The 19,382-nt window shown below is 70.2% G+C and carries 21 protein-coding genes; 9 read left to right on the plus strand and 12 right to left on the minus strand.

The window, feature by feature from the left end; genetic code table 11:
- Positions 1-20 precede the first annotated feature (20 nt).
- The 6 genes from FJR00_RS13595 to FJR00_RS13620 all read right to left on the minus strand — a co-directional run bounded on the left by FJR00_RS13595 (position 21) and on the right by FJR00_RS13620 (position 7,206).
- Entirely contained in the window at positions 21-1,511 is a 1,491-nt protein-coding gene (locus tag FJR00_RS13595; protein WP_141339195.1) for a hypothetical protein, read from the minus strand.
- A gap of 18 nt (positions 1,512-1,529) precedes the next feature.
- The gene (locus FJR00_RS13600; RefSeq protein WP_238330495.1) at positions 1,530-1,808 is read right to left on the minus strand and encodes a hypothetical protein; all 279 of its coding nucleotides are present in this window, start codon (positions 1,806-1,808) and stop codon (positions 1,530-1,532) included.
- A 25-nt stretch (positions 1,809-1,833) separates the two neighbouring features.
- Positions 1,834-2,121 carry a hypothetical protein gene (locus tag FJR00_RS13605; protein ID WP_141339197.1) on the minus strand — a complete coding sequence of 96 codons (288 nt, stop codon included), beginning with the start codon at positions 2,119-2,121 and terminating at the stop codon, positions 1,834-1,836.
- A 294-nt stretch (positions 2,122-2,415) separates the two neighbouring features.
- Complete coding sequence (locus tag FJR00_RS13610) at positions 2,416-5,298, minus strand: vitamin B12-dependent ribonucleotide reductase (protein ID WP_141339198.1); 2,883 nt, start codon at positions 5,296-5,298, stop codon at positions 2,416-2,418.
- A 113-nt stretch (positions 5,299-5,411) separates the two neighbouring features.
- Positions 5,412-5,891, minus strand: coding sequence for a transcriptional regulator NrdR (gene nrdR, locus FJR00_RS13615; RefSeq protein WP_075957746.1), 480 nt, complete (start codon positions 5,889-5,891; stop codon positions 5,412-5,414).
- A gap of 292 nt (positions 5,892-6,183) precedes the next feature.
- Positions 6,184-7,206, minus strand: a complete 1,023-nt coding sequence (locus FJR00_RS13620; RefSeq protein WP_181409634.1) for a thermonuclease family protein — start codon at positions 7,204-7,206, stop codon at positions 6,184-6,186.
- A gap of 214 nt (positions 7,207-7,420) precedes the next feature.
- On the opposite strand from FJR00_RS13620, the gene FJR00_RS13625 reads away from it, so the two are divergent.
- The 3 genes from FJR00_RS13625 to FJR00_RS13635 all read left to right on the plus strand — a co-directional run bounded on the left by FJR00_RS13625 (position 7,421) and on the right by FJR00_RS13635 (position 9,964).
- Positions 7,421-8,380, plus strand: a complete 960-nt coding sequence (locus FJR00_RS13625; RefSeq protein WP_141339200.1) for an HAAS signaling domain-containing protein — start codon at positions 7,421-7,423, stop codon at positions 8,378-8,380.
- A 124-nt stretch (positions 8,381-8,504) separates the two neighbouring features.
- Positions 8,505-9,059 (plus strand): DUF6318 family protein, encoded by a 555-nt coding sequence (locus tag FJR00_RS13630; RefSeq protein WP_141339201.1) that lies wholly within the window; start codon positions 8,505-8,507, stop codon positions 9,057-9,059.
- A gap of 23 nt (positions 9,060-9,082) precedes the next feature.
- Positions 9,083-9,964, plus strand: coding sequence for a hypothetical protein (locus tag FJR00_RS13635; RefSeq protein ID WP_141339202.1), 882 nt, complete (start codon positions 9,083-9,085; stop codon positions 9,962-9,964).
- Here FJR00_RS13635 and FJR00_RS13640 read toward each other — a convergent pair.
- Together FJR00_RS13640 and FJR00_RS13645 are read right to left on the minus strand one after the other, a co-directional pair.
- Positions 9,952-10,923 carry an alpha/beta hydrolase gene (locus tag FJR00_RS13640; RefSeq protein ID WP_238330496.1) on the minus strand — a complete coding sequence of 324 codons (972 nt, stop codon included), beginning with the start codon at positions 10,921-10,923 and terminating at the stop codon, positions 9,952-9,954. The genes FJR00_RS13635 and FJR00_RS13640 overlap by 13 nt on opposite strands.
- On the minus strand, positions 10,920-11,531 hold the full coding sequence (locus FJR00_RS13645; RefSeq protein WP_141339203.1) for a DUF1648 domain-containing protein: 612 nt from the start codon (positions 11,529-11,531) through the stop codon (positions 10,920-10,922). Before FJR00_RS13645 ends, FJR00_RS13640 begins: the two co-directional genes overlap by 4 nt.
- A 62-nt stretch (positions 11,532-11,593) precedes the next feature.
- Here FJR00_RS13645 and FJR00_RS13650 point away from each other — a divergent pair, with 62 nt between their 5' ends.
- Both FJR00_RS13650 and FJR00_RS16395 read left to right on the plus strand, forming a co-directional pair.
- Positions 11,594-12,154: a GNAT family N-acetyltransferase gene (locus FJR00_RS13650; protein ID WP_141339204.1), complete on the plus strand. Its 561-nt coding sequence runs from the start codon at positions 11,594-11,596 to the stop codon at positions 12,152-12,154.
- Complete coding sequence (locus FJR00_RS16395) at positions 12,151-12,819, plus strand: hypothetical protein (protein ID WP_181409635.1); 669 nt, start codon at positions 12,151-12,153, stop codon at positions 12,817-12,819. Before FJR00_RS13650 ends, FJR00_RS16395 begins: the two co-directional genes overlap by 4 nt.
- Before the next feature lie 17 nt (positions 12,820-12,836).
- On the opposite strand, the gene FJR00_RS13660 is transcribed toward FJR00_RS16395, so the two are convergent.
- The 4 genes from FJR00_RS13660 to FJR00_RS13680 form a co-directional block, all read right to left on the minus strand.
- A complete protein-coding gene (locus FJR00_RS13660; protein ID WP_141339205.1) occupies positions 12,837-13,307 on the minus strand; it encodes a hypothetical protein in 471 nt (156 codons plus the stop codon).
- 179 nt (positions 13,308-13,486) lie between these two features.
- A complete protein-coding gene (locus FJR00_RS13665; protein ID WP_141339206.1) occupies positions 13,487-14,086 on the minus strand; it encodes an AAA family ATPase in 600 nt (199 codons plus the stop codon).
- A gap of 97 nt (positions 14,087-14,183) precedes the next feature.
- Positions 14,184-14,759 (minus strand): dsRBD fold-containing protein, encoded by a 576-nt coding sequence (locus tag FJR00_RS16045; protein ID WP_202876681.1) that lies wholly within the window; start codon positions 14,757-14,759, stop codon positions 14,184-14,186.
- Positions 14,756-15,175 carry an Hsp20/alpha crystallin family protein gene (locus tag FJR00_RS13680; RefSeq protein ID WP_141339207.1) on the minus strand — a complete coding sequence of 140 codons (420 nt, stop codon included), beginning with the start codon at positions 15,173-15,175 and terminating at the stop codon, positions 14,756-14,758. Before FJR00_RS13680 ends, FJR00_RS16045 begins: the two co-directional genes overlap by 4 nt.
- 154 nt (positions 15,176-15,329) lie before the next feature.
- On the opposite strand from FJR00_RS13680, the gene FJR00_RS13685 reads away from it, so the two are divergent.
- From FJR00_RS13685 to FJR00_RS13700, 4 genes are read left to right on the plus strand one after another with little or no spacing between them, the layout of a single operon-like run.
- Positions 15,330-16,073, plus strand: coding sequence for a DUF5995 family protein (locus tag FJR00_RS13685; RefSeq protein ID WP_141339208.1), 744 nt, complete (start codon positions 15,330-15,332; stop codon positions 16,071-16,073).
- A gap of 47 nt (positions 16,074-16,120) precedes the next feature.
- Complete coding sequence (locus FJR00_RS13690; protein WP_141339209.1) at positions 16,121-17,173, plus strand: LLM class flavin-dependent oxidoreductase; 1,053 nt, start codon at positions 16,121-16,123, stop codon at positions 17,171-17,173.
- A 41-nt stretch (positions 17,174-17,214) separates the two neighbouring features.
- Positions 17,215-18,519, plus strand: a complete 1,305-nt coding sequence (locus FJR00_RS13695; protein ID WP_181409636.1) for a VOC family protein — start codon at positions 17,215-17,217, stop codon at positions 18,517-18,519.
- Between the two features lie 25 nt (positions 18,520-18,544).
- Positions 18,545-19,357, plus strand: coding sequence for a CPBP family intramembrane glutamic endopeptidase (locus tag FJR00_RS13700; RefSeq protein ID WP_238330497.1), 813 nt, complete (start codon positions 18,545-18,547; stop codon positions 19,355-19,357).
- Positions 19,358-19,382 lie beyond the last annotated feature (25 nt).

A 19,382-nucleotide genomic window follows, 5' to 3' on the forward strand; every position in this document is an offset into this window, starting at 1 on the left:
AATGGGCACGGACAACCCGACTACGACGGGAGGTCACTCCCCAAGTGAGACGAAAGCCACTTTACGTAATCCAAAGACGTCCAGTTCGCTCTGAGTGTCAGCTGCGCATCGCACGTCTCGTGCACCCAAGCCAAAATGTCGTTTCCGGCATCGACGTCAGAGACCCTCTTAAGAACTAGCATGGCTTCTTCATTTCGCCCGAGCATATGCAGAAAAAAGGCTCTATTCGCCGTCCGCAAATTGCGATCATCCATCGGGAACAGTATGGAATTCTCCAGAATTTCCAACGCCCGCTGCGGATCGTGTGGTAACATGCAAAACGCCCAGTTGTTATGGACTTCACCATCCGCACCTCGAAGGACTGACAACCCCTCAAAGATCTCACATGCAGCGCCGTACTCTTCAGCCAACAACTTGTCGCGCGCCACCCCTACATATTCCGATGCCTCAAGACCTTGCCTCCTGCTCGGGCGCGCCATTACTTGAGACCTCTGCATGAATGCGACTGACAACTCTTCAGCACTGAGAACGCGCTCACGCCATACACGTCCATTTAGCGGGGGCGGATTACCCTGCACAGCCCCCCATTCCAGCATGAGTGACTTGTCATCCCAAGACCCCAAGTCCGTCTTCGTAAATCGGTCAATTATCCATCGCGCATCTTCCGGAATGCTCCATTCTTGAGACTCCGCCAAGAACAACGGCACTGTAGGCGCAGGTGTCTCGACAAAACCACGCAAGTCGGCCCTATGTAGCCGCGCAAGCCAGTTCATGACTCGGTTCCTGAAAGCCGGACCTAGAGCCGCTCGACAGACATCATCGTGCGCTAGAGTAACGGCCAGCGACCTCATCAATTGATCGGCAGGGTTCTCTTTCTCCAACCCGTGCACGTCGATAGTATTCTTGGGGGCAATGTGGGCTAGACAGTCTTTCCACTCATCGAGGTTGACCGTCGCACTCCCCTCGGGCAACTGCAACGCCGTTTCCCCAAGGCTGCCCAGCGTGTTCAATCTGTCGAGAAGGAGTAGGGATATTATTCTAGATGCCCCCGCCTCGACCAATGCGTATGAAAGAAACTCTACTGAAGCAGCCCCTCTGCGCTCAAGCTCCTGCTCGATTAGAGCCAGATCCTCATAAAGATTTCCGGAGAAAAATGGATTCTGCATCAGTGCAGTAGCGTCCATCAAAATCGCCGCCAACCGCCTCTCCGAGAGAGGACGGACACGGTCCTCCATGAAGATCTGAGCTGCGTCGTAATCATCTGATCCTCGCACGACCGTTCCAGGGCGCGCCCTACCGTGTAGAACCAGTCCACCCAACTGCACGGACCGCTCAGGCCTGCCCTCATAGCCGAGGCCCCGCAGCACCGACTGGCACTGCTCCTCACACATGGGAGTCCCATCGTTCGTTAGACGATAGAAGGGGCACTCGGGCGTCAATGCCGGCAACGTGCAAGCGTCAGCGAACGCGATCGTGGCAATAAGGATGAATTCTTGGTCAGACTGCCCCATCTCCCAAGGGTACCCTGCTCACGGGTGAGGCGTGATCATCAACACGGTCAGCACACCCTTGCCTGGCCCGTAGTGCCAGAAGATGCGCCAAGCCGAAGGGGTGTTGTTTTCGACATAGGAGTCCCAGACGGCTTCCCCATTCGCCCCTTGCATGGACTCATACTTATGAGACTGAAGTCCTGGATGCCTGGGGTTCGCTTGCAGGTGCGCCAGGGCCTTTTGCACCTTCTTGAAACGTGCCTTTTGATCCGCCCTGTCTTTCAGCTCAGTGTAGGTTTCATGCGCCACTTTGGTCATGCGAATGGTATACGCGGGCATGAACCTACTCGACGTCTTCTTCGTCGAGAACGGCGCTCAGGTCTTCCAGTTCGACGACATCGTCGTTTTCGCTTTGTGCCAGCGAGAGGGCCAACATCTTCCGCAGTTCCTGGTCCTCCCAGATCAGCAGCTCGCGGCGCGGGACCGTGGCCAATGGCGTGAGCAGGATCGAGCCGTCGTCGCTCACGCTTACGGCGTAGCGGTCGTTCTTACGGACTCCTGCCTTGCCGACCGCGACGCGCCCCCTTTCGTCAGCCACGACTTGTCCAGCGTCTTTGAACTCAACGTTCATCCGAGTCCTCCTTGGCGTTCCTCCAACAGTAGCAGAGTGCGGGAGAGTGGGCAACGCCCCGCCGGGGCACTCCCCCACCAGGCTGCGACTGCGCTCGCCTCCTTGCACTCATAGATGCGTCCGCTGACCTGCGGAGACTCAGGCAACCTCGAACCCTGATGGCACTTGTCGAGGTGGCACACTGACCCCACAGACAGTGAGGCGGGGCGAACCAGTTGTGGTTCGCCCCGCCTCAGAACGGATAACTATGACGGGCACTTGCGGCTGTGGAACCGCGTCCCGGCAGTGGACCGATCAGCTGCAGCCGCTGGTGCTGCCGCAGCCCTCGCACACGTAGCACGAGCCAGCCGGACGCATCTTCGTCCCGCAGGTCATGCAGATCGGGGCGTCGGCGACCTTGCCCTGGAACTGCTCGAGCAGCTCGGCCGAGGAGCGGACGGCCGGGTCAACCTGGCGGGCGTCGGCCGCACCGGCGCCGGAGGAGTCCTCGACCTTCTCGGCCTTCTGCTCCCTCTTGGCCGGGGAGGTGGCCACGCCCTGGCTGAAGGACTCCAGCTCGTCCTCGTAGGACTCGTCGTCGCTGGACTGCACCGGCGCGTAAGAGCCGGTCTCCAGCTCGCGGGCCCGCTCCTCGGCGGAGTGGATGCCCATGAACGACCGGGACTCGAAGTCCAGGTAGTCCAGCGCCAGACGACGGAAGACGTAGTCCATGATCGACTGCGACATCCGCACGTCCGGGTCGTCGGTCAGACCGGCCGGCTCGAAGCGCAGGTTGGTGAACTTCTCGACGTAGGTCTCCAGCGGCACGCCGTACTGCAGGCCGATCGACACCGCGATCGAGAATGCGTCCATGACACCGGCCAGGGTCGAGCCCTGCTTGCCGAACTTGAGGAAGATCTCCCCCAGGTCGCCGCTGTCGTAGGTGCCGGCCGTGAGGTAGCCCTCCGCGCCGCCGACCGCGAAGCTCGTGGTCTGGCTGCTGCGGCGCTTGGGGAGCCGCTTGCGGACGGGGCGGTACTCGATGACCTTCTCCGGCTCGCCCTTCTCGTCCGGCTTGGCGGCCTTGCCCTCCTTGCCGTCGGACAGCGGCTGGCCCACCTTGCACCCGTCGCGGTAGATCGCCAGCGCTTTCAGGCCGAGCTCCCAGCCCTGCAGGTAGACCTCCTCGACGTCCTCGATGGTCGCCGACTCGGGCAGGTTGACCGTCTTGGAGATCGCGCCGGACAGGAACGGCTGGACCGCGGCCATCATCCGCACGTGGCCCATGGGCTTGATCGAGCGGGCGCCCATCGCACAGTCGAAGACCTCGTAGTGCTCGTGACGCAGGCCCGGGGCGTCGATGACGTGACCGTTCTCGGCGATGTACTCCACGATCGCCTCGATGGTCTCCTCGGTGTAGCCCATCCGCTTGAGCGCGCGGGGCACGGTCTGGTTGACGATCTGCATCGACCCGCCGCCGACGAGCTTCTTGAACTTCACCAGCGAGAAGTCGGGCTCGATGCCGGTGGTGTCGCAGTCCATCATGAAGCCGATGGTGCCGGTGGGGGCCAGCAGCGAGGCCTGCGCGTTGCGGAAGCCGTTCTTCTCCCCCAGCTTGATGACGTCGTCCCAGGCCTTGGTCGCGGCCTTGTGGATCTGGGAGTCCATCGTGTGCAGGGTGCGCAGCTGGTCGTTGGCCGCCTGGTGCTTGCGCATGACGCGCTTGTGGCCGTCGGCGTTGCGGGCGTAGCCGTTGTAGGGGCCGACCACGGCGGCCATCTCGGCGGACCGCCGGTAGGCGGCGCCGGTCATCAGCGAGGTGATCGCCGCGGCGACCGCCCGGCCACCCTCGGAGTCGTAGCCGTGGCCGGTGGCCATGAGCAGCGCGCCGAGGTTGGCGTAGCCGATGCCCAGCTGCCGGTAGTCACGGGTGGTCTGGCCGATCGCCTCGGTCGGGAAGTCCGCGAAGCTGATCGAGATGTCCATCGCCGTGAAGACCAGCTCGGTGACCTTCTCGAGGGTCTCCACGTCGAAGGTGTCGTCCTCGCGCAGGAACTTCAGCAGGTTGATCGAGGCCAGGTTGCACGAGCTGTTGTCCAGCGACATGTACTCCGAGCAGGGGTTGGACGCGGTGATGCGGCCGGTCTCGGGGTTGGTGTGCCAGTCGTTGATGGTGTCGTCGTACTGCAGGCCGGGGTCGGCGCACTCCCAGGCGGCCTGGGCCATCTTGCCGAAGAGCTCGCGGGCGTCGACGGTGTCGACGACCGAGCCGTCCAGGCGGGAGGTGAGGTTGAACTCGGCCCCCTGCTCGACGGCGCGCATGAACTCGTCGGAGACGCGCACGGAGTTGTTGGCGTTCTGGTACTGCACCGACACGATGTCGCGGCCGCCCAGATCCATGTCGAAGCCGGCGTCGCGCAGCGCGCGGATCTTGTCCTCCTCGCGCGCCTTGGTCTCGATGAACTCCTCGATGTCGGGGTGGTCGACGTCCAGGACGACCATCTTGGCCGCGCGACGGGTCGCGCCGCCGGATTTGATGGTCCCCGCGGAGGCATCGGCGCCGCGCATGAAGGAGACCGGGCCGGAGGCGGTGCCGCCGGAGGAGAGCAGTTCCTTGGAGGAGCGGATGCGGGAGAGGTTGAGGCCGGCGCCGGAGCCGCCCTGGAAGATCTTGCCCTCCTCCTTGTACCAGTTGAGGATCGAGTCCATCGAGTCGTCGACGGACAGGATGAAGCACGCGCTGACCTGCTGCGGGCTCTTGGTGCCCACGTTGAACCACACCGGGGAGTTGAACGAGAAGACCTGGTGGATCAGGGCGTAGGTCAGCTCGTGCTCGAAGACCTCGGCGTCCTCGTCGGAGGCGAAGTAGCCGTGCTCCTTGCCCGCCTTGACGTAGGTCAGCACCACGCGGTCGATCAGCTGCTTGAGGCTCTGTTCACGCTCCGGGGTGCCCACCGCACCGCGGAAGTACTTCGTCGTCACGATCGTCGAGGCGTTCGCCGACCAGAAGTCGGGGAACTCCACGCCGCGCTGCTCGAAGATCGTCTCGCCGCTCTGCCAGTTGGTCTGGACGACGTCCCGCTTCTCCCAGGTGACCTGGTCGTAGGGGTGGACGCCCGGGGTGGTGAAGATCCGCTCGATCTTCAGCCCCTTGTCGCCGCGGCGGGTCCGCGACTTGGCCCCTGTCGTCTCCGTCATGCTGCTCTCCCTTGTGCGTGGTGGGTGTGGTGCGTGCTTCGGTGCTTCGTGGTCCGTGGTGTTCCATTCCACCGGGCGGGTCCGACATACCCGGTGACGTGAGGGGTGCGGTGCTACCGCATACCCGCCGGTGGTGCGGGTTGTGCGTCCTGCTCGGTCCGCAGGAGCGTGATCGCCTGCTCGAAGTCCTCGAGCGAGTCGAACGCCTGGTATACGGAGGCGAACCGGAGGTAGGCCACCTCGTCGAGGCAGCGCAGGGGCTCGAGGATCGCCAGGCCGACCTCGTGCGCGTCGACCTCCGCCTGCCCCTGCGAGCGGATGGTCTCCTCGACCTGCTGCGCCAGGACCTGGAGCTGGTCGTCGGTGACCGGCCGGCCCTGGCAGGCCTTGCGGACCCCGGTGATGACCTTGTCCCGGCTGAACGGCTCGGTGACCCCGGACCGCTTGATGACCGAGAGGGTGGCGGTCTCCACGGTGCCGAACCGGCGCCCGCACTCGGGGCACTGGCGGCGGCGCCGGATGACGGTGCCCTCCTCCTGGACGCGGCTGTCGACGACCCGCGAGTCGGTGTGACGGCAGAACGGGCAGTGCACGACTCTCCTCCTCGAGGGTGCGGGCAGCACGGTTTCGACACCCCCTGGTGGGGGCGCCCTGTGTGCCGATCTGGGGACGACCTGTGGACGACGTGTGGGTACACGCCCTCTGGTTGTGCACAACATGTGGACGAACCACAGTGCTGTAACTACTAGATATGGGGATCGTATGCCGCCCCGCCCCTCGATGCAACACCTCGGCCGGGACGAATCTCCAGACCCGCAGGTCAGCCGCATGGGCCCCGGTGTGTCGTCGGCGTGTCGCCCCGGCGTGGCGCCCGCGGTGGGCACCTCAGGGCACCAGCGACTGCTTCGTCTCGCAGTCGATCGGGGTGTAGTGCCGGCCCTGGTCGTCCACGTAGGGGCCGCCGACGTAGGCCCGGCAGCCGGTGTATCCGGCCCCGGGCTGGTTCGCCGGGGGCGGCGGGGGCTGAGGAGCCGGCTGCGGCGCCTCCCGCTCGGCTGCCTCCTGCGCGGCCTTCTCCTCGCGCTCCCGCTCGGCCTTCTCCTCGGCCTTCCGCTTCTCCTCGGCCGCGCGCTCCTTCTCGCGCTCGGCCTCCTCCCGTGCCTCGACGGCGGCGGCGTGCACCGCCTGGGCGCGCGTCCGCATACCCCGCACGTCCTGTCGCAGCCGGTCCAGCTCACCCGTGGTCAGGCCAGCCGCGGCCAGCGTGTCCGGCTCGACGTCCGCGAGCAGCACGAGCAGGCCCTCGGCCGCCTCCACCGCCTCGGTGGCCGTCTCCTCCGCCGCGGCGGGGTCCGCCTGCGCGGCGTCCTCGGCCTGGACCACCTGGTCCTCGACCTGCTGGGCCCGGGCGGCGAAGGTGCACTCCTGCTCAGGGTCGTACATCCCGCGTCCCGCCGCCTGGGCCTCCTCCAACGCCGCCTCCACGTCGTCGAGGAAGAGGTCGTTGGGCGCGAAGTAGACCGGCACCCCCAGCCCCGCCCGGGCGATCTCGGCGTTGACCAGCGAGTCGTCGAGGAAGACCCCGGCCAGGTCGCGGCCGTAGCGGTCGGTGCGCTCCTGGTCGTACTCGAGCTCGACCTCGGTGCCTGCGGGCAGCCGGTCGGCGAGGAACGCGGTGGCCTCCGGCCCGAGGCACTCGACGGCCTTGCCGGGGTGCTTGGTCTCGGGAGTGTCGACGTTGAGGAGGCGCACGCGCACCGTCTCGCCGTCACGCAGGACGTCGAGGGTGTCACCGTCGACGACCCGGTGGACGGTGACGACCTCCTCGTCGATCGCGGAGTTGGCCGTCACCCCCACCGCGACCGTGACACCGAGTCCGAGCACGGCCGTGCCGAGCAACCACTTCATACCGTCTGCACCACTGCTTCTCCAGCACCTGCGCCAGCTTCTCCGACCTGCGGCCACCTTCGGTGACCGGGCCCGCGCGTCGGGCCGAGGTCCATCAGTACACGACGGGACCGACGACCCCTGCGGGCGGGGTCCCGCACCACCCTCCGATCCCGGACAGGAGCACAATGGAGGCAGGAGCTTCATCGGGGTGGCTCCGGGAAGGACGGGGACCATGTCGTCCCTCAGCGAACGCTACGTCCACGCCGTCGTGCGGCGGCTGCCCGCCGAGGAGCGGGCCCACGTGGGGCAGCAGCTGCGCTCCACGATCGAGGAGAGGGTGCGGGCCCGGACGGGGCCCGACCCCGGGGAGGTCGAGCGGGACGTCCTCGTCGAGCTGGGCGACCCGGAGCGGCTCGCGGCGACCTACGCCGGGCGCGAGCTGCACCTCATCGGCCCGGCCGTCTACCCGCTCTGGCGCCGCGTGCTCCTGCTGCTGCTGTCGTTCGTGCCCGCGGTGGTGGCGCTGATCACGATGCTGGCGACCGTGATCGACGGCGAGCGCAACCCGTTCGTCATCGTCGGCGAGGGCCTGGGGACCGCGCTCATGACGGCCGTCCAGGTGACGTTCTGGGTGACGCTCGGTTTCGCGATAGCGGAGCGCAACGAGCAGGCCCGGCCCGGGCTGGCGGGTATGGAGCGCGGGTTCGCCTGGAACCCCGACCGGCTCCCCTCGGAGGCCGAGCGGGACATCCCCCGCTCGGAGTCGATCGGGGGGCTGGTGTTCGCCTCGGTCGCGGGCATGCTCGTGGCGTTCGGCCCCAACCCGACGATCCCGGTCGGGGACGAGCGGGTCCCGCTGTTCACCGAGACCGCCTACGCCGGGCGCTGGATGCTCGTCGTCCTGACGCTGGCCTGGGCGGCGGTCGAGGTGCTCAAGCTCTACCGGGGCTACTGGTCGTGGCCGGCGGCCTGGTTCAACCTCGCGCAGAACGCCGCGCTCGTCGCCCTCGTCGCGTGGTGGGTGTATGCCGACGGGCTGGTCAGCGAGCGGCTGCTGCAGGCCGTGCCGGCCGGGGACCCTCAGCTGTGGCGCACGGTCCTGGTCGTCGTGGTCGCGGTCATCGCGACGTGGGACTCGGCGGAGTCGGTCTGGAAGGCCCGGGCGCACGAGCAGACGGTCGCGGGAGGCTGACGCTTACCAAGTCTTTACCTGTGGACAACGGATTCTTGGGTCGTCAGCAGGCAGACTGGCTCGGTCCGTTCGCTCGCGGCCCGTGCGTGGCTGCAGACCCTGGAGGGGATCCTTGAGACGCACCGTGATCGTCGCCGTGTCCGCACTGCTCGCCCTGAGCGCCTGCGACACGACCTCGGAGCCGTCCGCACCACCGCCGAGCGAGGACGCGCTGACGACGGCGACGGCCGAGCCGCCGGCCCCGGTCGAGGACGCCGAGGTGACGACCGAGCCTGAGCCGACGAGCGAGGAGCCGACGGAGGAGGCGGCGCCGGAGATGCCCGCGGAGGCGACCGAGTTCACCGAGGAGGGTGCCGAGGCGTTTGTTGAGCACTACGTATTTGGGTTGGACTACGCGTACAAGACCGGCGACACCGAACACATGGACCCTTGGAGTAGCGACGCATGCGAGTCCTGCAGCGCGCTACTGACGGACATCCCCGAGAATCCAGACGGCGAGTCCACATTTCGCCTAGGCGCCAGCACAACACAGCTGATCGGTGAAGAGCTCGCACGAGTTGAGAGCGCCCTTTCGGTCCTGCGGGGATCGGGGGAGGGGGACGGCGGGCTCGTCTTCGATCTACGACATGCAAACGGCAGTTGGGTGGTCGAGTCGATACGCCTCCAGGAAGCACCGTGAGGCTTGCGCCACCGTCGTTAGCCTTGACACTGGTCGCTGCCTGGGTGGCGGCCGGACCTGCTGCTGCCGACGAGCATGACGACCCGTGGAGCAGGATCCGGGACGGTGGTGACGGCGTCGACGTGGGGCTGACCGTCGAACAGACCCAGGCCCTCGCCGACTCCTACCCTCCGGCCGCCTCCGCCGAGTCCCCCGTCGCCTGGTACGACTACGTCGCCGTCATCGACTGCATCCCGCCCAACTCCCCCGACCGTCCCCGGCTGGAGATCTGCGGGTTCGCCGTGACCTTCTGCGAGGAGAACGTCCCCGACTCCAGCGGGCCGCGCTCGATCATCTACCGGCGCACCGGCTACGCCGACGGCACCGACCCCACCTCGTGGGAGCCGATCGGCCCGACCTGCTTCACCGACTCCGTCCCGGCACGCAGCGGCGAGCCGGCGGTCGAGCTGACCGAGGCGATGATCGTCGAGCAGTTCCACCGCACGGACTTCGCCCTCCCCCAGACCGTGATCCAGCCGCCGGACGGCACCGCCCTGGTCAACCTGCCGGTCTACTTCGAGCTGGCCTGGCCAGACGCCGGATTCGCCCCCGCCGAGGTCGACACCACGACCCTCGTCGGTCGTCAGGTGCGCATCCGCCCGACACTCGTCGGCGCCACCTACGTTACCGGCGACGGCACGACCATCGGCCCGACGACCAGCCTCGGCGGCCCCTACCCCGACGGCGGCGTCACCCACACCTACGACCAGCCGGCGGACGTCGCGCCCTCCATCACGGTGGAGTACGGCGGCGAGGTCAGCGTCGACGGCGGCCCCTGGACCACCATCCCGAGCACGGCCACGATCGACGGCCCCTCGGTGGACCTGCAGGTGCTCACCTCCCGCAACCGGCTCTACTCCGACTGACGCTCCACCGTCGGCTCCGCCAGCGCACGGGCCACCGCGGCGACGAAGCTCTTCCGGAACCCCTGCGCCGCAGCCAGTCCCGGCACCATGTCGGCCGCGTGCGGCATCCCCGGCACGACGACGAGGTCGACGGGCACGCCGTCGTCCCGGAGGCGCTCGGCATACACCACGTCCTCGTCGTGGAAGAGGTCCGCCGAGCCCACCCCCACCCAGGCCGGGGCGAGCCCGGTGAGGTCCGCTCGACGGGCGGGCACGGCATACGCCCGCTCCTCCCGCACGCCGACCTCGTGGCCCAGGTACCACCCCCACGCGTCCCGGTTGTGCGCCGGCGTCCACACCACCTGGCCCCGCCCGCCGTGGTCCTCGCGCAGCACCGTCCGGTCGTCGAGCATGGGGTAGACCAGCCCCTGGAAGGCCAGCGGCACCCCGCGGTCGTGCGCCAGCTGCGCCACCGACGCCGCCAGCCCACCACCGGCGCTGGCGCCGGCCACCCCGATGCGCGCCAGGTCGACGCCCAGCTCGGCCGCCCGCTCGTGCAGCCACGTCAGCGCCGCCCAGCAGTCCTCGACCGCGGCCGGGAACGGGTGCTCCGGCGCCAGCCGGTAGTCCACGCTGACCACGAGCAGCCCCAGCTCGCGCGCCAGCCGGTCGCACAGCCGGTGGTCGATCCACGGGGCACCCATGACCATCCCGCCACCGTGGATCCACACGAGCGCGCCGGACGGGCGGGGCCGGTCCGGCGCCTCATAGCGGTATGCCGTCACCTCCGGTCCCCCGTCCGTGCCGGGGAGCGTGGTCCACCGGCCGGTGCCGGAGGGCACCACCCGGTCGAGCAGCCGCTCGAGCCGGGGACGGCGCCTCGGCGGGCCGGCGTCGTGCGGGCGGTCGAACACCGGCCACCACGGGCTGCGCCACTCGCGGGACAGCGACTCGCGCGCCGGGCGCCGTCGGGACCTCACGCCAGCTCCGGGTCGTCGTCGTCAGGTCGATAGCGCGCGCTGACGTACATCCACACGACCAGGAGGGTGAGCAGAACGAGGTAGCCGACGATCAGCACCGCGAACCACCAGGCGGGCACGGCCCCGCCCGGCTGGTGCGCGGCATACCCCATGATCAGGCCGATCCCGACGACGAGCAGCACCGACACCGCGACGATCAGCATCAGGTCCTCGCGCAGGAGCCGCTCGAAGCGGACCAGTCTGCGCGGCCGGTCCAACCACCACTCCTTGTGCGGCGCGTTGACCCCGTCCGGCCAGACCATCACCAGCCGTGAGATCCAGATCATCGGGAAGAAGAGGACCAGGGGCAGCAGCACGACGACGGCGACGGCCACGGGCCTGCTGGACCACCCGTCCGGCGTGCCACCTCCCGACCAGTGCGTGGGCACCCGCTCGGGCAGGGTCTGCACGAGCCAGGCGAGCATCGCCAGCCACGCCACGGTCGCCACGAGGAGCACCAGACGCGGCAGCCAGCCGGCGGGTTCGCGGGCCATCAGCCGCGCCTCGCGCGCCACCTGCCGGCGCCGCTCCTCCCGCTGCTGCCACGACTCCCCTGAGCCCACAGCCATCCCCGCTCCCGTCGTCCCGAGATCCACCTGCACCCCGAACCTAACCCCTCTACGCTGGGCCGATGACGACTCCCCCACCCGGTCCGGTGCGTCTCGAGGCACCAGGGGTGGTCCTGCGCGCCTTCGGCCCCGGGGACGTCGACGACCTCCGGGCGGCGTTCGTCGACGAGGAGATCGCCCGGTGGAACCCGGCCCCGACCGGCCCCGACGCGATCGGCCGATTCATCGCCTCGCGCAACGACTGGACCGATGCCGACCAGGCGTCCTGGGCGGTCGCCGGACCCGAGGACCGGCTCGTCGGCTCGGTGTCGGTCCACAAGATCGACCGGGACCAGGGCGACGCCGAGGTCGGCTACTGGACCGCACCGTGGGCGCGCAGGCAGGGGTATGCCGTGCGCGCCGTCACCACCGCGTCCCGGTTCGCGTTCGGCGAGCTCGGGCTGCGCCGGCTCTACCTCTTCCACGCCGTGGAGAACGGCGGGTCCTGCGCCGTGGCGCTGGCCGCCGGCTTCCGGCACGAGGGGACCCTGCGCGAGTCCTACCGCTACGCCGACGGCGTCCACCACGACGAGCACCTGCACGGGCTGTTGGCCAGGGACCTCGGGATGGGATCGGACCGATGACGCTGCGACCCGTCCACGACGGTTCCCCGGCCGACTGGCTCGGAGAGCGGGGCAGGCCGTGGCCGCGGCTGTCGCTCTTCGGCCCGGTGGGCTTCGAGGCCTACGCCCGGCTGCGGTTCATCCCCGACCCCACCCGTCCGGGGCAGTCCGAGAACGACCACGACGGCGGGGACGACCTCCCCCGGGAGCTGGACCAGCTGCGCACGGTCGTCGAGGTGCTGCGACGGCATACCCGCACCCCCGACGAGGCCTGGCACTGCCTGTGGGACGGCTGGGGCGACCTGCACGCGGGGGCCACCGTGGTGACGACCCTGCACGACGACGGCCGGGTCGAGAGCCGGCCCGGGGAGCCGGCCTTCGCGCCCGACGTCCTCGGCGCTCCGACGGTGCACCACCCGCACCGCAGCTACCACCTCTTCCGCGGGCCGCTGTCGGACCTGGGCGACTGGGGCGCGGCGCCGATCGCCCCCGACGCGCCCCGCGCCGACCTGGTGCCTTCGTTCGTCTGGCCGGACGACCGGGCGTGGTGCATCGCCTACGACGTCGACCCGCACTGGGCCGGGATCGGCGGGACCCGGGAGGCGGTCGAGGAGCTGGTGGCCCTGGACGGCGTCGACGTCGTCCCGGCAGCCCCGCAGGAGCAGCAGCCGTTCTACGACGGCTGAGGTGCTGGCCGGGCCGCTCAGCAGTCCGCAAGGTCCTCCCAGGTCCCCACGAAGCTCCCGTCCTCGGCGCCGATGAGCACCTCGCCCGGCTCCAGCCCGGCCACGCCCTCGAGGGTGAAGTGCACCCCGGGAAGGTTCTCGACGTCGCCCTCCGGGTGCGCCTGGACGATGTAGCCACGCCCCGGCTCCAGCTGCGGGGGGTCCTCGGCCGCCGAGGGGACGAACACCTGCTCCTCGCGGTTGCGCTCCCCCAGGTCCCAGCGCCCGACCTCGGGGTTCTCCTCGTCGTCGGCCAGCCCCTCGCGGTCGGCGTGCACGACCACGGAGGTGACCTCCTCCTCGCCGCAGCTGTCCCAGACGACCCCCAGGTCGCCCTCGACGGACACGACCCCCGTCCGCCCCACCGTCTCGAAGCCGCCCGGGGCGATGCAGCCCGCGGCCAGCATCCCGACCGTCAGCCCCGTCGCCAGCGTCGTCACCCTGCGCATGCCCGACCGTAGCGCCAGTTGGCTGGCTGGCGCCACGGGAGCGACGTGCGGGTCCGACTGGCCCGGTGCACGCCAGGCGTCGTCCGTCCCGCTGATGTGACGTGAGGTTGGGTCGACCGACATCGGCCTGCACGGCGATGAAGGTCCGACGGACCCAAGGTCGGGTCCGTGCCGACGCCCTACTCGTCCACGGCCACGCCCTTCAACCACTCCACGATGCGATCCGCGGACTGCTCCGGACCCAGCCGACTGGTGTCCAGCCGGAAGTGGCGGTGCTGACCCAGCAGGCGCCGGCCCGGCAGGTCGTCCCGTCCAGCTTCGGGGTCCGTGCTCATCACGTGCCGCTCCATCTCGCGCACGTTCCCGTCGGACCAGTCGAGATCACGCTTCGACCGCTTCTCCGCCAACCGGTGCTCGGTGCGGTTGCGTTCGAGCCGCGTCTGCAGGTCGGCGGCCAGCTCGACGAAGGAGACGACCGCTCCCCGGTCCACGTAGGGGGCGATCTGCAGCGACAGCTCCTCGACGTCCTCCTCCAGCTCCAGGCCCCACACGTAGGTCAGGACGAGGTCCGTCCCGGAAGCGGCCGCCTCCTCGACCACCCGCTGGCGCATCTCCCGGAGCAGTCGGTCGAACGGCGGCGTGCCGTAGTCGAAGACCTCCAGCAGCGGCTCGATCAGGGCGTGGTTGTGCAGGAGGCGGAACCCGGTGCGCTCGACGACCCCTCGGCCGATGGTCATCTTGCCCACCGCCGGCGGCCCGAAGATCACGACGAGATGCACCGGCCCAGCCTGCCACGTCAGGTCCTCCGACCATGAGCGACACCGCCCACCCGCCCCTGCCGTGCGGCCGGGGCGGGTGGGCGGCGGTGTCGTCAGGTCAGCTGCGGCGGACGTGCGCGTCCTCGCCGGTGACGGCGGCGATGTCGTCGTCGGCGGTCACCAGCAGCCGTTCGGCCAGGTGCCGCAGGGCGCGGCCGGCGGCCACCTCGTCGCCGATCTCCGGGACGACCGGGTCGTCCGGCGACCGGTGGCTGTCCCCGGCGGCCTGCAGGTGCTGCGGGGAGTCGCCCAGCAGCACGGCCTGCGCGTGGGTGTCGTCGCCGGACTCGTAGATCGAGATCCGGACCGTCCACTCGCGCACGTGGCCGGGCTGCCCCGGGCCGGTGGCCGCGGGCTGCGACGCGGGCGCCGGCGAGCCGTCGCCCGCGACGGGTTGCGTCATCCCGGCCTCTGCGGTCCCGGCATCTGCCCGACCGCCGTCCTCGTGCTTCTCCGAGACGTGCAGCACCGACCCGGGCCCGGGGAACAGCAGCCCCGTGTGCCCGTCGGACCACTCCACGACGTACGGCGGACCGCCGTCCTCGCCGCGGACCTCCACGATCCGCCCGTCCCGCGTCGGCTCGCCCACGTGGGTGGCGGCCAGAACGATCCGGGCTCCCGGGAAGGCCCTCATGACCGCGTCACCGGCACGGTCCGTGCCCCGGCCTGCTCGTCGGCGATCGGGACCTTCACCTCGAGCACGCCGTCGGTGTAGGACGCCTCGACCGCGTCGGCGTCCGCGCCCGGGGGCAGGGTCACGCTGCGGCGGAAGGAGCCGTAGTGGAACTCCTGGTGGTTGCGGTTCTTCTTCTCCTCGCGGCGCTCGCCGCTGATGGTGAGCACGTCGCCCTGGACGGTCACCTCGACGTCCTTCTCGGGATCCAGGCCGGGCACCTCGGCCCGCAGCACGTAGCTGCCGTCCTCGACGAAGTCCTCCACCCGGACGAACGGCGCCAGCCCCACCCCCTTGCGTCCCTTGGGTCCAGCGAGGTCCAACCACTCGAGCATCTCGGCGAGCGGGTTGGTCGTGCGGGTCAGCTCCTTGCTCATCGTTCCTTCTCCTGCTCCGGGGCGACGTTGCCCCACCTCCATTGTCCGCCGGTCGGGGACGACACGCCAGGGACCGACCGCTGGAAGGCGCCCGGATGTGAGCAACCAGACGCCGCTACCACCCCCGCCCGGTCCGGACGCGCCATACTTCCCCATGGACACCATCGACGACGCCGTCGCCGCGATGGACCGCCTCCTCGACCGGTCGCTGGCCACGCACGACCCGCGCGGCTTCTTCACCTGCGTCTACCGGGCGGTGACCGTGCGGGTGCGCGACGGGATCCGAGCCGCTGAGTTCGACGACGGCGAGCGGATGGAGCGCTTCGACGTCGAGTTCGCCCGGCTCTACCTCGACGCGGTGCGCGACCACGGCCGCGGTCGCCCGGTGCCGGCCTCGTGGGCGGTCACCTTCGACGCACCGACCCGCGGCACGCTCGCCCTGCAGCACCTGCTGGCCGGGATGAACGCCCACATCAACCTGGACCTCGGCCTGGCCGCCGCGACCGTCCAGCAGGGCCGGCCGATCGCCGACCTTCGCGACGACTTCGAGCGGATCTCCGACGTGCTGGCCGTCATGGTCGACCGGATGCAGGAGGGGCTGGCCAGGGTCTCGCCCTGGACGGCCCTGGCCGACCGGGTGGGCTGCCGCTTCGACGAGTGCCTCTCGGCGTGGTCGATCGGCTACGCCCGGCGCCGGGCGTGGGACTTCGCCGAGCTCCTCGCCGGGGCCGGCGACGGGCACGGCGCCCTCGTCGAGGAGCAGGACCGGCGCGTCGCCCGGCTCGGGGAGCAGCTGCTCCACCCGGGTATGCCGCTGCGCTGGGTGGTCGCGGCCGCCGCCGTCCGCGAACGGCGCGCCATGCGGGAGATGCACGACCTGCTGCTGCAGCCGCTCTGAGACCCGGCCGCAGGCATACCTCGCGGGGTTCGGTGGTTGACGCCTGCATGCCCACCTCGAACCGTCGTGTCCCCCTGTCCGTCCTCGAGCTCGCCCCCCGGTCCCAGGGGATGACCCCGCGGGACGCGCTGGCGGCGTCGACGCAGCTGGCGCAGGAGGTCGACCGGTTGGGCTACCACCGGCTGTGGGTGGCCGAGCACCACGGGTCGGAGGCGTTCATGGCGTCGGCCACCTCGCTGCTCCTGGGGCACCTGGCCCAGCACACCGAGCGCATACGGCTGGGCTCCGGCGGCGTCATGCTGCCCAACCACTCCCCGCTCATGGTCGCGGAGTACTACGGCACCCTCGCCACCCTCTACGGCGACCGTTTCGACCTGGGCCTGGGCCGCGCGCCCGGCACCGACCCGATGACCGCCGCCGCCCTCGCGCGGGGCAGCGGCCAGCTCAACGACTTCGCCGCCGACGTCATGGGCCTGCAGGCCTACCTCGGCGACCCGCGGCCCGACGCCCGGGTGCGCGCCATCCCCGGCGAGGGCACCCACGTGCCGCTGTGGATGCTCGGCTCCTCGACCGGCGGCGCCCAGGTGGCGGCCGCGCTGGGGCTGCCGTTCAGCTTCGCCTCGCACTTCGCCCCCGACCAGATCCGCGAGGCGTTCCTCGTCTACCGCGACCGGTTCAACCCCGACGCCGAGACCGCCCAGGTGGACCGGCCGACGACGATGGCCGGCGTCAACGTGCTCGTCGCGCCGACCCAGGAGGAGGCCGACTACCTCTTCACCTCCGCCCAGCTCATGGCGATCCGGATCCGCAGCGGCCAGCCCGCCCCGATCGACCCGCCGGTGCAGGACCTGTCCGAGGTGGTCCCGGCGCAGCTGATGCCGCTGGCGCAGGCGCACCAGGCCGTGCGGATGGTCGGCACGCCGGACGTCGTCGTGGAGCGGCTGGAGGAGTTCGCCGCCGAGCACGAGCTGGACGAGCTGATCGTGACGACCTACACCTACGACCCGCAGATGCGGCGTCGCTCCTACCGGCTGCTCGCCGAGGCGTGGGGTATGGAGAGCGCGCCCGCCGGGGCGGCCGAGGTCGGCGCCCGGGCCTGACGGCCCTTGCCACCGGTCCCCTCCGGTGGGACCGTGGACGGATGGGCACCGGCCGGAGGCCGCTGACCGCCCGCGAGCTCCAGCTCGCGGACGGCATGGACGACTGGCGCGCGCTGGGCTGGGGCGCGGTCGCGTGGTTCGAGGCACCGTCCCTGCGGTCGGGGGCCGCCCTCGTGCGCGCGGTCGTCGACGTCGCCGGGGCCCGGTTGCCCGACCTGGACCTGCGGCCCGGCGGTGTCCGCGTGCAGCTGCGCCGTCCCAGGGACGGCTACGGCTCCGAGGACCTCGAGCGGGCGCGGGCCGTCTCCGCGGCCGCCGCCCGCCTGGGGCTTCGTGCGGACCCGGCGGGGGTGCAGGACGTGCAGCTGACGATGGACGCGCTCGACCACGCGGCGGTCATGCCGTTCTGGCAGGCGGCCCTGGGCTACGTCCCCGTCGGCGAGGAGGACCTCGTCGACCCGGGCCGGCGCCTGCCGTCGGTCTGGTTCCAGGAGCAGGACGAGCCCCGGCCGCTGCGCAACCGGCTGCACCTGGACGTCGTCGTCCCGCAGCCGGTGGCGGCGGCCACGCTGGCCGAGGTCCGGGAGCGCGGGGCCGGCGCCGTGACCGAGCACGGCTACTACGCCACGGTCGCCGACGCCGAGGGCAACGAGGTCGACCTGCTCCCGCTCGTGGAGGGTGCCGACCGGTGGGAGGGCCCGGAGACCGGGGACTGGCGCCTGGTGTTCTCCGCGATGGCCTCCTACGTCGCCCCCGGCGCCGGGCCCGCAGCCGAGCTGGCCGGGGCGGTGGCCGGCCTGGCCGACGACGCCGGCCTGCCGCTCGGGGTGGACCTGCGGGCCTCCCCCGACGGCGAGGTCGCCGTGACCGTCGACACCGGCAAGGACCGCTGGGAGATGGACGAGGGCTACCGGCTGCTGGCGGCCCAGGTGCAGGGGGCGGCCCGCGACCTCGGGCTGCGGCCGGACGTCGACCGCCCCCGGTTCGTCCAGGTGGGCATCGACGCCGTGGACATCCCGGCCGTCCGTAGGTTCTGGGCGGCCGCGCTCGGCTATGTCGAGGACCCCCGGCCGCACGTCACCGACCTGGTGGACCCGCGCGGGCTCGGCATACCGTTCTTCCTCCAGCCGATGGAGGCCGACGACACCGCCCGTCGGGCCCAGCGCAACCGGATCCATGTGGACGTCTTCGTCCCGGACGACCGGGCGCGGACCCGGATCGAGGCGGCCCTGCGGGCCGGCGGCCGGGTGGTCCGCGACGCCGACGCGCCGTTCGGGACCACCATCGCCGACCCGGAGGGCAACGAGGTCGACATCGCCGTCGAGGTCGGCCGCGAGGAGGGATGACCGGACCGGCACTACGGTGGTCGCCGTGCCCGCGCCGACCACCTCCCCCGCCCCGCTGCTCGGCCTGCTGCCGGCCGCCGGGGTCTCCTTCTCGGCGTTCCTGCTCTTCGCGCTCATGGTGGGCTGGCCGGGGCACGTCGTGCTCGCGCTCAGCCTCGCAGCGGCATACCTGATCCACCGTCCCCTGTTCCGGGACCTGCTGCTCATCGGGATCGGCATCACCATCGTGTCGACGACCTCGGTCGAGGCCGACATCAGCTGGCCGATGTTCTTCCGCCTGGGCGTCGTCCTGGGGGCCGCCGTGCTGGTGCCCGTGCTCGTCGACCGGCTGGTCTACCGGCGCGAGCCGGCCATCCGGTTCCCGTGGTTCACCGGTCGGCGGTGGACAGGGCTGCAGTGGGCCTACGTGGTCGCGGTGCCCGTGCTGGGCTGGCTGATCCTGCCGTCCTACTTCATCAACTCCGGGGCGTACCAGAACTGGCCGCCGATCCAGACGCCCAGCGAGTTCGGCCGGTTCTTCGTCGGGGTCAACGCGGTCGGCCTGTGGGACGAGCTGTTCTTCATCTGCATCTGCTTCGCCCTGCTGAGCCGGCACTTCCCGCTGTGGCAGGCCAACGTGCTGCAGGCGGTGATCTTCGTGTCGTTCCTGTGGGAGCTGGGCTACCGCTCGTGGGGGCCGCTGCTGACGATCCCGTTCGCGCTGCTGCAGGGGTGGATCTTCACGCGGACCAAGTCGCTGACGTACGTGGTGATCATCCACCTGCTCTTCGACGCCGTGGTCTTCCTCGCGATCGTGCACGCCCACGATCGCAGCGTCTTCCCGTTCTTCGTCTACTGACGCAGCCCGCCGCCACCCGCACCGT

This window comes from Ornithinimicrobium kibberense (genome assembly GCF_006519705.1).
Lineage (GTDB): Bacteria > Actinomycetota > Actinomycetes > Actinomycetales > Dermatophilaceae > Ornithinicoccus > Ornithinicoccus kibberensis.

Excerpts from the sequence above, each read along its gene's own strand:
- FJR00_RS13595 (WP_141339195.1), bottom strand. The coding sequence starts at position 1,511 with ATGGGGCAGTCTGACCAAGAATTCATCCTTATTGCCACGATCGCGTTC.
- FJR00_RS13600 (WP_238330495.1), bottom strand. The coding sequence starts at position 1,808 with ATGACCAAAGTGGCGCATGAAACCTACACTGAGCTGAAAGACAGGGCG.
- FJR00_RS13605 (WP_141339197.1), bottom strand. The coding sequence starts at position 2,121 with ATGAACGTTGAGTTCAAAGACGCTGGACAAGTCGTGGCTGACGAAAGG.
- FJR00_RS13610 (WP_141339198.1), bottom strand. The coding sequence starts at position 5,298 with ATGACGGAGACGACAGGGGCCAAGTCGCGGACCCGCCGCGGCGACAAG.
- FJR00_RS13620 (WP_181409634.1), bottom strand. The coding sequence starts at position 7,206 with ATGAAGTGGTTGCTCGGCACGGCCGTGCTCGGACTCGGTGTCACGGTC.
- FJR00_RS13625 (WP_141339200.1), top strand. The coding sequence starts at position 7,421 with ATGTCGTCCCTCAGCGAACGCTACGTCCACGCCGTCGTGCGGCGGCTG.
- FJR00_RS13645 (WP_141339203.1), bottom strand. The coding sequence starts at position 11,531 with ATGGCTGTGGGCTCAGGGGAGTCGTGGCAGCAGCGGGAGGAGCGGCGC.
- FJR00_RS13650 (WP_141339204.1), top strand. The coding sequence starts at position 11,594 with ATGACGACTCCCCCACCCGGTCCGGTGCGTCTCGAGGCACCAGGGGTG.
- FJR00_RS16395 (WP_181409635.1), top strand. The coding sequence starts at position 12,151 with ATGACGCTGCGACCCGTCCACGACGGTTCCCCGGCCGACTGGCTCGGA.
- FJR00_RS13660 (WP_141339205.1), bottom strand. The coding sequence starts at position 13,307 with ATGCGCAGGGTGACGACGCTGGCGACGGGGCTGACGGTCGGGATGCTG.
- FJR00_RS16045 (WP_202876681.1), bottom strand. The coding sequence starts at position 14,759 with ATGAGGGCCTTCCCGGGAGCCCGGATCGTTCTGGCCGCCACCCACGTG.
- FJR00_RS13680 (WP_141339207.1), bottom strand. The coding sequence starts at position 15,175 with ATGAGCAAGGAGCTGACCCGCACGACCAACCCGCTCGCCGAGATGCTC.
- FJR00_RS13685 (WP_141339208.1), top strand. The coding sequence starts at position 15,330 with ATGGACACCATCGACGACGCCGTCGCCGCGATGGACCGCCTCCTCGAC.
- FJR00_RS13690 (WP_141339209.1), top strand. The coding sequence starts at position 16,121 with ATGCCCACCTCGAACCGTCGTGTCCCCCTGTCCGTCCTCGAGCTCGCC.
- FJR00_RS13695 (WP_181409636.1), top strand. The coding sequence starts at position 17,215 with ATGGGCACCGGCCGGAGGCCGCTGACCGCCCGCGAGCTCCAGCTCGCG.